Annotated in this window: 9 protein-coding genes; 3 read left to right on the top strand and 6 right to left on the bottom strand. The window is 58.1% G+C overall.

The features are described 5' to 3' along the window. Positions 1-117: 117 nt before the first annotated feature. Complete coding sequence (locus tag RMO15_RS11695; RefSeq protein ID WP_309712391.1) at positions 118-1,317, bottom strand: DUF1385 domain-containing protein; 1,200 nt, start codon at positions 1,315-1,317, stop codon at positions 118-120. A 3-nt stretch (positions 1,318-1,320) separates the two neighbouring features. Here RMO15_RS11695 and RMO15_RS11690 point away from each other — a divergent pair, with 3 nt between their 5' ends. Beyond that, positions 1,321-2,097, top strand: a complete 777-nt coding sequence (locus tag RMO15_RS11690) for a polysaccharide deacetylase family protein (RefSeq protein ID WP_309712388.1) — start codon at positions 1,321-1,323, stop codon at positions 2,095-2,097. Here the strand turns inward: RMO15_RS11690 and rfaD are convergent. After that, on the bottom strand, positions 2,094-3,023 hold the full coding sequence (gene rfaD / locus RMO15_RS11685; protein ID WP_369016103.1) for an ADP-glyceromanno-heptose 6-epimerase: 930 nt from the start codon (positions 3,021-3,023) through the stop codon (positions 2,094-2,096). The genes RMO15_RS11690 and rfaD overlap by 4 nt on opposite strands. Before the next feature lie 127 nt (positions 3,024-3,150). Here rfaD and RMO15_RS11680 point away from each other — a divergent pair, with 127 nt between their 5' ends. Then, positions 3,151-5,001, top strand: coding sequence for an SUMF1/EgtB/PvdO family nonheme iron enzyme (locus tag RMO15_RS11680; protein ID WP_309712381.1), 1,851 nt, complete (start codon positions 3,151-3,153; stop codon positions 4,999-5,001). 380 nt (positions 5,002-5,381) lie between these two features. Next, positions 5,382-6,923 carry an SUMF1/EgtB/PvdO family nonheme iron enzyme gene (locus tag RMO15_RS11675; RefSeq protein WP_309712378.1) on the top strand — a complete coding sequence of 514 codons (1,542 nt, stop codon included), beginning with the start codon at positions 5,382-5,384 and terminating at the stop codon, positions 6,921-6,923. On the opposite strand, the gene RMO15_RS11670 is transcribed toward RMO15_RS11675, so the two are convergent. From RMO15_RS11670 to RMO15_RS11655, 4 genes are read right to left on the bottom strand one after another with little or no spacing between them, the layout of a single operon-like run. Then, positions 6,920-7,552, bottom strand: coding sequence for a hypothetical protein (locus RMO15_RS11670; RefSeq protein ID WP_309712375.1), 633 nt, complete (start codon positions 7,550-7,552; stop codon positions 6,920-6,922). The two genes, RMO15_RS11675 and RMO15_RS11670, sit on opposite strands and share 4 nt — an antisense overlap. Next, positions 7,525-8,061: a hypothetical protein gene (locus RMO15_RS11665; protein WP_309712372.1), complete on the bottom strand. Its 537-nt coding sequence runs from the start codon at positions 8,059-8,061 to the stop codon at positions 7,525-7,527. Before RMO15_RS11665 ends, RMO15_RS11670 begins: the two co-directional genes overlap by 28 nt. Continuing rightward, complete coding sequence (locus RMO15_RS11660) at positions 8,058-8,483, bottom strand: type II toxin-antitoxin system VapC family toxin (protein ID WP_309712369.1); 426 nt, start codon at positions 8,481-8,483, stop codon at positions 8,058-8,060. Before RMO15_RS11660 ends, RMO15_RS11665 begins: the two co-directional genes overlap by 4 nt. Further along, complete coding sequence (locus tag RMO15_RS11655; RefSeq protein WP_309712366.1) at positions 8,480-8,695, bottom strand: hypothetical protein; 216 nt, start codon at positions 8,693-8,695, stop codon at positions 8,480-8,482. The genes RMO15_RS11660 and RMO15_RS11655 overlap by 4 nt, the downstream gene beginning before the upstream one ends. Positions 8,696-8,878 lie beyond the last annotated feature (183 nt).

Below are 8,878 nucleotides of genomic sequence, written 5' to 3'. Positions count from 1 at the left end.
CTCGCCACCCCCTCCCGATAACGGGAGAGGGTCAGGGAGTGGGTTCTGACTCCCCCTCTCTCCCACCCGAAGGGCGATGGTTATTGGGAGAGAGGGGGCGGGGGGAGCGAGGGGAACCTACGGGAGAAGAGCCTGCCAGTGGGGCCGAAGCACCTCCCCGAGCGAGGGAATAAGAAGCCCGAGCAGGGCCAGAATGCCCACACCGAGCGCAAAGCCCAAGAACATCTGCGGCATTCCGCTGTTCCACAGGCGCTGTTGCAGCGTGGCAGGTTCAGGACGGGCCTCATGGTGCTCTAAAAGTGTCTTGGCCGCGACAATCGCCTGCGTGAGCTGCGCCTCCGTGGCCGGGCGTGTGGTGAGCTTCTCCTGGAGCCAAGCGCCCAGCGAGCGCCAGAAAAACAGCGCCAATATCCCCGAGAGTACATAGCCCGCCTCGCCCAGAAGAGGGGCCAGCACTCCTCCCAGACCCAGCAGAAACGAGCCCGCTAAGAGATTGGTACCACAGCGAGGGTGCACACGCGGCATCCGGCCTACTTGGTCCACCAGAAGCGGCACATGGCGCTCCAAGGCGTGCACTACTTGATGCTCCGCTGCATGAAAGCCTGCCAGGGGCGAGAGCCGAACCAGCCCCAGAAAGGCCGCCAGCGTGATCACTGCCGTCAGCGCCTGCTCGATAGTCTCACGCCACACCGGCGGGATCGGGAGGGCTGGCAAGTAGGGCTCTAAAAGGCTCAAGACAACAAACAGGGAGAGCTGGGTAAAGAAAAAGCAGAAGCCCGTGAGCACCAGGGCCGCGCCCCTCACGCCCGCCGAGACCGTGCCCGTGGAAAGATGCACCCCCACCGGAGTCGCCATTCCCCCGAGGGGAGGCAGTGCCAGCGGACGAAGCAGCTCGCGCACCAGATCGCCGTGCCCGACCATCCCGTAGTAGAGACCATTGCTCTCAGCAACCGGCAGGGCATCTACACCCTCTTCCGCGAGGGCGGCTTGTAGCTCCTGGACACTTAAGAGCGGAGAGAGGGCACTCGTGGGAACTAATACCGTGCCCTCGACTTGGGCTTCGAGCCAGTGGCGGCGCTCGGGGCTGTCGGGGGCGCTGTGGAGATAGGTGGCCAGGGACTCCTCGGTGACAAGCCCCAGCAGAATCCCCCCGGAGACCACGGGGACGCAGCGGTAGGGGGAGACACGCACCCACTCCGCCGCCACCCCGACCCGCTCGTAGGGAGAGATTCCGGGTAGGGGGCGGGCAAGCTCATGGACAAGAGGGGAAGCGTGAGGCGTCGAGGGAGTAGAGGGAGCAGTGGCGAAGGCAGACATGCTATGCTACACTTTATCACGCCTCCCACCATGCCCAACCAAGACCCTCGTAGTTCGCCTGAGTACCGTCGCCTCGTCGCCCTCGCCGCCCGCGATGATGCGAACCGCCAGCGGGGAATCCGTGTCACCAAGGTCGTGACGGGTGATCCCAGCCAGCGCCTTGCTGCTCTCACCTTCGATGATGGCCCCCACGGCTGGCGCACCATAGATCTTCTGACGATTCTCAAGCGCCTGAACGTGAAGGCGACTTTCTTTGTGGTAGGAAAGATGGCCCTGCGCTATCCCGAGATCATTGAACAGATGGTCTTAGATGGCCACGAGCTTGGCAACCATACCTACAACCACTACCGCCTCCCCACCATCCCCTTAAGCCTAGTGGCCGAGGAGCTCAACCGTACTCGTGATGTGCTGACGGGGATTGTCGGCTCGCCCACACGGCTTTTTCGGCCTCCCGGCGGCGAGTACAACGATGCGATTCAGAAGCTCATTGCCCAAGAGGGCTACACCAACATGCTCTGGACTGACGATCCCGCGGACTATAAACCGGGGCGCACGGGGGAGAAGATCACGGAGCTGGTGATGCGCGATATCACGCCCGGTGGGATTATCCTGCTGCACAGTGGCCTCATTGCCACCATGAACGCGGTTCCTATTATGGTCAATCGCATGCGCTCCCAGGGTTATCAGTTTGTCACCTGTTCTGAGCTAATCCAGCGCGGCAATGGCCTGCTCCACCTCCAGAACGTCCCCGCCCGCATCAGCCGCACCGCTGCGACTTAGAGATACGGTTGTGGGGTGGCGAGGTGGTTCTGGACATAGTCTGTGACCGCCTCTTCTAGCGAACGAAACGGAACATCGCAGCCCGCGTTGCGTAGCTTCGCAATGGTCGCTTGGGTGTGGTACTGGTAGTTTCCCTGAAGCCGCTCCGGCATCTCAATATACTCAATGCGCGGCTCACGTCCCATGGCCGCAAAGACCGCGTTTGCCAGTGCGTTCCAGGGGCGGGCATCCCCCGTGCCGATATTAAAGATCCCGTTCTCTTCTGGGTGCTGTAAAAACCAGAAAAGCACTTCGATGCAGTCTTTAACATAGACAAAATCACGTGTCTGGCCGCCATCTGCGTAGTCTTTGTGGTAGCTCTTGAAGAGCCGGATTACACCCTCACTCTGCACTTGTTGAAACGCCTTGTGCACCACGGAGCGCATATCGTCTTTGTGGTACTCATTGGGACCAAAGACATTGAAGAACTTGATTCCGACGATCTCCTCGGTGAGTCGCGTGCGAAGCGCATGGAGATCAAAGAGATGCTTCGAGTAGCCGTAGCGCGTGATCGGGCGAAGCATGGGAACCAGTGCATCGTCGTCGGCGAAGCCTAAGTCACCGTCGCCGTAGGTCTGGCCGCTGCTGGCATAGAGAAAACGCCCCCCCCGCGCCGTCGCCCACTCCGCCAGAGTCTTGGTGTAGTGGAAGTTATTCTCCATCAGATAGTCCGCGTCGGCCTCTGTGGTAACTGAGCACGCCCCCAGATGCACCAGCGCATCGGGCTGAAAGTCAAGCTCCCCGGCCTTGAGCTGCGCCATAAAAGTATCTTTGTGCAGGTAGTCCGTGTAGCGCAGTCCCAGCAGGTTGCGCCACTTCTCCGACGTGTTCAAATTATCCACGATCAGAATATCGTCAATGCCTGCCTGATTGAGCCGCCAGACCATGGCGCTCCCAATAAAGCCTGCTCCGCCTGTCACAATAACACGATTCACAGTGCGTAGTTTACCACTGATCGAATCTATGGTTAAATAGTTTTCATAAACCGATTCCCCTATTTTGGAGGTTTTTGCGATGCGGCGTCCACTCTTTTCGGCTTTGTTTCTTGCCTTTATTGGAACATTCTCGGAGAGCCATGTCGAGGCACAGTCGCTTCGCCCTACTCGTCATGAGAAGCTTCCTTATGGGCCGTCTATGGAGACAGCGGAGCCCTACAGGAATTGGGAAACCCATCGGGGGAAGGCAGAAGAGTGTCTGGCAGTAGTGCGCTCGTGGGAGAAGACCTACAACGCTCTTGTGGCGCGCTGCGATGGGTTCTTCGTGGTGCCCCAAACCGCCTGGCAAGCTCAGCTCGCCTCCGAAAAGCTGAAAAAGCTGGAGGTGATCGTCACTCAGGCAGAAGGCGAGGGGCGCAACGGGCCGTTTCCTATCACTGCAGCCCTGCGGCGTGAGACACCACGTGCCGACTACCAGATTTTGAAGATCAACGACCACCATATGCGCAGTCTTCCTCTGCTTGCCAGCCACCAGCTCCAGAAGGACACCCCGCTTGTGGTGATGTGGGCAACCCTCAAGCCCGAAGGCCAGACACTCCAAGTCCAGAAGCGCCGCGCCCTCTGTCGCCTCGCTCCCAGCGAACCTGATGCCTACCAGGCCCAGCTTACCTACACCGAAGGAACTGCACCGCCTAGTGGTTTGCCCTCAGGGGCACTGGTGGTGGACGAAGCCTCCGGGGCGGCAGTTGGGATGATTACCGATGCCAACAAGCCCACTGAGTTCTCGACCTGGCGCTACTGGCACGATTTCATTGCCGATGTTGGGCTCGCGCCAGATCGCGACGCGGCACGCGGAAAAGCCCCCCAGAGCGATGCGAAGATGGTCAAGGTGCCGGGTGGGCCCGTTCGCATTATGGATCAGCAGTGTAGTAGCTTCGTCACTTCCTTTGGCACCGATATCGCCTGCACCCCTGATTTCTACTGCGACATCAATCCTGTCACCAACGGCGACTACTTCCCTTGGCGTGCCAAGCTCAAGCTCAGACCCCCACTGCCACTGACGTCACAAAATACCCAGAACCCGCCCCAGAACTACCCCGCTTATCCTGTCGCGGGGCTGGGGATTGCGCAGATAGAAGACTACGTTGTGGCACAGAACAAGCGCTTGCTCACCGAGGTGGAGTACATGCGTGCCGCTTACACACGGGACATGTCTTGGCTCAAGAAGCTGGATCAGCTTGCTCTTAAAGTCACGGATTTTCTCTACCATGCGATGAGTCCAGGAAATGTTATCCGCGAGCTGGATCAGCAGCGGCCCAATCCCCAACAGCTAGGTCGCTCTAGTGTCAATGATGAGCTGACGATGGAGCAACTCCAGCAAGCCTGGGAGAACGCCAATAGTCAGGAAGCCACGGAAGGCGGCGACCTAATTTTTGGCCGTGGCCGCGCGACGGTGGTTTTTGGTCATACCCACTCCATCTTGCTAGTTCCCGAGGATGTGAGTGATTCCGGTGTACGCCACGTCCACCTCAACGCTCCCGAAGTGTGCCAAGGCTGGGGAGAGTATCAGCCAGCCGCACCAAAAACAAGACCGGCGCTTGTAGATCCTTTTCTTTCTGGCGTACGCCGGTCTTTCACATCCGTTACGCCAAGATCACCGCTGTATGTACAGCCAGGAATCGGTGCGAGAGATTTCGGGTATCAAGACTTTGTTTCATTTATCTCCTCGTATGACAATCCTGTCGTGCAGTTAAGAGCCTGGATGGACTATCTTTCCCATGCAGGCATTGATGATCGTAGTATCCATCCTAATGGGCGCGAGGTTTTCGAACGCTTTTGGGATCGCATGAGACTTAACATGTCCGGTAAAGATGGACATGTATCCCAACCACATAATATTTCTGCGATTGCTTTCCGCGGAGCACGGTAAAAGAAAGAGATCCTCAACGATGAAGATAAAATTGCTACAGTGTTTGTTTCTTGCCCTTCTCGGGGCACTCTTGGTCTCTCGTGTTCCTGCGTATTACCGTGACACTGCGACTTGGTCTCTGCCCGCAACGCAGCGGCGTGCCTATCCTGGGGGGCGTCCTCAGCCCGGTACAGGAAGCACGATCTCCCTGACTCCGCTCATGAATACGACCCGTAAGGTCAGTAGCCGGACTTTTGCGCCTCCCGCAGAAAGGGTACGCACTGAGCAGTCCGATCTGGAGATTCTTCAGGCACTTCAGAACGTGCAGGCATTTCCCTTCCACTTCATCGTCCGGGGGGAATCGAGACCTATAGTGCTCTTGTGGTGCGCTGAAAGAGAAAATGCCGGTAGAGGTTGTGGTCTCTGGCGCGGAGAACGAAGAGGGGCTTGGCCCTTTCCCTATAGTGCATCGCAACCCTTTGAAGTCGCGCCTGAAGGACTACCATTTTGTGAAGGTCAATGGGCATCATCTACGCTGCCTGCCTGTGCTCGCATCGCAGAACCTTCGTAAAGAGACCCGCGTTCGCCTCGTTTGGCCGACGGGTGTGGAGGGGAAGACTCTCAAAACCCAGAGCCTCACTGCCATTTGTGAGGAGCCACCTGCGGATCGTCGTAGCGCTTACTGCGACTTGCGTTTTGCGGCGGGGCAGACCCTTCCGCGCATTCCTTCGGGCACTGTTGTGGTAGATGCAGAGTCGGGGGCGGCTCTAGGCATGATCACCGATCCTAGCCAGCCGACACGCTTTGCAACCACACGCTTCTTTGGCGAGCTTTGTGCCGAGGTGGGCCTTGCCCCGGATCGCGATGCGGCTCAAGGAAAGAAGCCCCGCGATAAAAACATGGTTCGGGTCGAAGGGGGAGCCGTGGTCTATGACAACTCAACCTTTGTCAGCCAGTATGGCACCGCGATCACCTGCACCCCAGACTTCTACTGCGATACCTATCTGGTTACCATGAGCGATTGGGCAGAGTTTCTCAAAGTGCGTCCTGACCGACCCTGGCCCGAGGGTTGGGGTGGGGAGAACAAAAATAATCCGCCTATCAAGTATCCCAAGCTGCCCGTTACCGGAGCAACCGGTGGGGACATGCAGGACTACGCGGCTCTACACAACAAGCGCATGATCACTCCCGTGGAGTGGATTAGCGCTGCCCAGACAACGGGATTGGACTGGCTTGACCGGGAAGAGCAGCGCTTTGAGGAGACGAAGTCGGCAATTCAGCAGAATCAGAAAGATTACCAAAAGGGAATCGCGGATCGTGTGGGTGCGACCGCAGTTACGGGGGAGATTCTAGAAACCATAAACCAGAACAAAGCCCTAGCACTGTCCCAAGCCACGGGCAGGCCCCTCGGCAGCAGCGCCGTGCCAAACTCACGTATCCCGACTGTCTCTTTACTCGATCTGACGACGAACTACGCACAGAGCCTAACCCAGCTTCTGCTCCACAATGCCGCTCTTGTGGGGAAACTTCCTGGTCAGCCGCACGATATTGGCTCCTTTGGGGATGACAAGAGCGACTGGGGCGTTTATGACGTGACCATGAATGTTCCTGAGGCGTGTCTGAGCTGGGGGACGAACTATCTGCTGGCTCCCAAGCTAAGCCCGGCAGGCCAGGATCCGTTTATCACGCAGGTCTACTCCGTTTTCTCCACGATGGGGACAGATCCAAATACGGGAGTTCCTCGGGAGACTATCTCCCCCGATATCCGCGGAACCCTCGCCGGGATCATGGTGAGCGACCCGAGGCTCTGGGCAGGTGTCTGGCAATCTCAGTTTGGCGGGCTCTATCAGGATCAGCCTCTCACGGATGCGCGTGTTAGCTCAGGCTTCTTTATCTGCCGGATAGACGCGCGGTGCAATGCGGGCTTTCGGTGTGCCCGTTAAGTCGGCTGAGCTCGGAGGGTCTGTGCGGCAAGGCTCAGGCTCTCTAGCTTCTTTTGCGCGACGTCCAGCGTGTTGATCGGGCGGTCGGAGAACGTGCCAAAGCCACAGTCGGGGTTGAGAAAAATGCTCTCCGCAGGTCGGTAGCGGAGTAGCTCATGCACCCGTGCGACTAGCTGCTCCACGGGCTCGACCTCGCTGGTTCTGGGGTTGACCAGCCCCAGCCCGATCTCTTTGTCTTCCGGCAGGACAGCCAGCGGCGCAAAGCTTCCCGCACGCTCCGTGGCGTACTCCAGCACGAGCTGCGTCACTTTCATCCGCGCAAAATAGGGCACCAGCGCGTCATAGGGCCCGGCAAGTAGCACCGACTCATCGCGGCTCCAGTTGCCCCGGCAGACATGCAGGCCCGTACGAATGCCGTCTATGCCCTCCACCACCTGGTTGATCAGCTCCACCGCGAACTCCAGCTCGCTCTCTGGGCTGGCTTTCTCGCTCAGCGCCGCGCACATGAAGCTATGCGTGGCATGTGGCCCGGCAAACGCCACTTCGGAGAGCACCGGCTCGTCGAACTGCACAAAGTCCGCCCCGGCGTCACGCAAAGCAATCAGCTCCTCACGCAGCACCGCCACCACATCGGCCCGAGGCTCTCTTTAGTCGGGTAGGTCTCGGCGGAGAGTCGCTTGACCCACATCGAGCGCGAGAGCAAGTACGGCCCCGGCAGCGCCACTTTCACCGGCTTGCCCGTGTGAGACTTCGCCCACGCCAGCTCGTCGCCCGCCAGTGTCGTTTTGCGAGAGAGCTTTCCCTCGACCACCGGGTTTTTAATCGCAAATGCGGGCACATCTAGCGCCGCCAGAAGCCGCTCAAAGGCCGCCTTGTCCTCCACCCAGTCCAGCATTTCAGCAAGGCTCATCAGTCGCACGCCGTTTAGCTTGCTGGCGATAAAACTAAAGAAACTATCGCGCCCCTGCTCGCCCTCGGAGACAATGTCCACACCGGCCGTTTCTTGCAGGGCAAGCACGTCAACGCGCGCCTGCTCCAAAATCTCCGCATCGGGCACCCCACGCCGCAATGACTTACGTAGTGCGTCTGGCCGGGGAAACGAGCCCACGACGGTCACAGGGAACAAAGGAAGGCTCATCGGCTCCAGTCCTCAACCGTTAGCTCTGCAATAGGCTCAAAATCACGCAGATTTTGTGTGAGTAGGGTGGCTCGATTGGCTAATGTGATAGAGGCAATCTTTAAATCGGGAGTGCTGAGACGACGGTGGCTGTCACGTAATCGAGTAAACTCCTGCGAACATGCCTCGTCAAAATCGAGCAGAGGAATATCTCGAAAGGCTTCGTAGTGGTTTTTCAGAGCCTGGTAAGCACGAACCTGCTCTTCAGGCTTTTTCGCACGGGCGGTAAAAGCCAGCCATCCACGCATTTGTTCCTCATAACTAATGATGGTCGTTACTATCTGTGAAGGGCGTACTTGTGCCAGACGCATTTGTAGAACGGCGGACGCTTCATTGTCATGGTCTAGCAAGGAGAGGAGATTTGTATCAAGAATGTAAATCATGCAGCTTGTGGTTCAGTTTCCGACTCTCGCTCGGACTCTCTCCAAGTGCGTCCTAGAGCCATTGCTTCGTCATAAGCAGCAAGGTCATTTTTAAAAAGCGCGGCTCTGCGTTTCCACCAAGGCTGGATAGGTGATTCTTTCTGGTTGCTCAAACGCTCGACTGCCTCCTCTAGGCGAGAAATACGCTTTTCGATCTCGGCATCTTTACTCATGGCCATTGTTCCTTTGTCAGAATTATATCGTCTTCACCTCGATAGTGAGCGGCACGGGCCGGGTCAGAGAGCTGGCGACGGGCGAGGCGCGGAGTGTCTCGGCCCAGAGCTTTTGGATCGTGGTATCGTCGGTGTCGGACTGGACATAGGCGGTGCCGGTGATCTCTTTAAAGCCTGCGTGGC

Source organism: Armatimonas sp. (assembly GCF_031410135.1).
Classification (GTDB): domain Bacteria; phylum Armatimonadota; class Armatimonadia; order Armatimonadales; family Armatimonadaceae; genus Armatimonas.
The sequence above is the reverse complement of the archived record's forward strand: the minus strand, read 5'-3'. Positions and strand labels throughout refer to the sequence as shown.